Source organism: Microbacterium sp. zg.Y909, from assembly GCF_024626565.1.
The window spans coordinates 1-1,823 of record NZ_JANJFJ010000594.1; the positions used below are offsets into that span (position 1 = coordinate 1).

The 1,823-nt window shown below is 67.8% G+C and carries 1 protein-coding gene and 1 pseudogene; one reads left to right on the forward strand and one right to left on the reverse strand.

What is annotated here, in order from left to right:
* Position 1: 1 nt before the first annotated feature.
* Positions 2-925, reverse strand: a complete 924-nt coding sequence (locus NQ160_RS23220; RefSeq protein WP_257517374.1) for a heme o synthase — start codon at positions 923-925, stop codon at positions 2-4.
* 226 nt (positions 926-1,151) lie between these two features.
* Between NQ160_RS23220 and NQ160_RS23225 the strand changes: the two are divergent.
* Positions 1,152-1,823: pseudogene (locus NQ160_RS23225) on the forward strand (transketolase); the annotation flags it as partial.

Sequence of the window (1,823 nt, forward strand, 5' to 3'; positions counted from 1 at the left end):
CTCAGAAGGGCAGCAGCGGGTCGACCGCGATCGCGACGAACAGCAGCGTCAGATAGGTGATCGACGCGTGGAACACGCGCATCGGCTTGGGCTCGGTCCCGCGCACCGCACGGTTGTAGAGCACGTGCGATTCGTACACGAACCAGCCGCCGAAGACGAGGGCGGACACGGTGTAGAGCAGGCCCATGCCGCCGACTGGCACCAGCAGCAGCGAGCACGCGACGGTGGCCCAGGCGTAGAGGATGACCTGCAGGCCGACCTGCGAGCCGTTGCGCGTGGCGCCCAGCATGGGCACGTCGACCTCGGCGTAATCGCCCTTGTACTTCATCGACAGGGGCCAGTAGTGCGGCGGCGTCCACAGGAACACCAGCGCGAAGAGGATGAACGCGCTCCACGACAGCGAACCGGTGACGGCGGACCAGCCGATGAGCACCGGGAAGCAACCGGCGATACCGCCCCACACGATGTTCTGCTCGGTGCGGCGCTTGAGGATCATCGTGTAGATCACGACGTAGAAGAAGATGGCCCCCACCGACAGCGCGGCCGCGACCCAATTGGTCGTCGCGAGCAGCCAGAGGGTGGATGCCACGGCCAGCACCCACGAGAAGATGAGCGCCCCACGGGGCGACACCTCGCCGGTGACGATGGGACGACCGGCGGTGCGCTTCATGTGCGCGTCGATGTCGCGGTCGAGATACATGTTGAACGCCGCCGCGGACCCGGCGCTCATCGAGCCGCCGATAACGGTGGCGAGCACCAGCCAGAGGTTGGGGAACCCGCCCTGCGCGAGGATCATCACCGGCACGGTGGTCACCAGAAGCAGCTCGAGCACGCGGGGCTTCGTCAGCGCAACGTAGGCGCGGACGGTGCGTCCGAAGGAGGGGGCCGCCGCCTGCACACTGCCCGACGTCGTCGTGATGTCCATTTTCCCCGCTATCGCCGCGCCCATTGCTTCCTCAGTCTAGGCCATGACCTTCGCCGGGCGAGCCGGGCCGGCATCGTCACACAGCCACAACCCCGCCCTCCCAGGTACCCCGCTTCGCTATGCTGAACCCACACGCGCGCCGGTGTCCACGGGCCCCCGTCACCCCTTGCGAACGAGGGCTGCGGACCGCCCCGACACGGCGCACTCCCTCGAGAAAGGCGACCTAGTGTCGGAGTTGCAGTGGGAAGAGATCGACCGGCGCGCGGTGGACACCGCTCGAGTGCTGGCAGCCGATGCCGTCGAGAAGGTCGGCAACGGCCACCCCGGCACCGCGATGAGTCTCGCACCGGCGGCATACCTGCTGTACCAGAAGGTCATGCGGCACGACCCGACCGACACTCACTGGCTCGGCCGCGACCGCTTCATCCTCTCGGCCGGACACTCGTCGCTCACCCAGTACGTGCAGCTGTACCTCGGCGGCTTCGGGCTCGAGCTCGATGACCTCAAGGCGCTGCGCACGTGGGGCTCGAAGACCCCAGGCCACCCCGAGTACGGTCACACCGACGGCGTGGAGATCACCACCGGGCCTCTCGGCCAGGGGCTGGCATCCGCCGTCGGCTTCGCCTATGCCGCCCGCTACGAGCGCGGCCTGTTCGACCCGGAGACCCCGGCAGGGCAGTCCCCGTTCGACCACGACATCTACGTCATCGCCGGTGACGGCGACCTGCAGGAGGGCGTCACCAGCGAGGCGTCTTCGCTCGCCGGTCACCAGCAGCTGGGCAACCTGATCGCCATCTACGACTCCAACCAGATCTCGATCGAGGACGACACCAACGTCGCCTTCACCGAAGACGTCGCCGCACGCTACGAGGCCTACGGCTGGCACGTGCAGACGGTG

Coding starts and splice junctions, on each gene's coding strand:
- NQ160_RS23220 (WP_257517374.1), bottom strand. CDS start 925: ATGGACATCACGACGACGTCGGGCAGTGTGCAGGCGGCGGCCCCCTCC.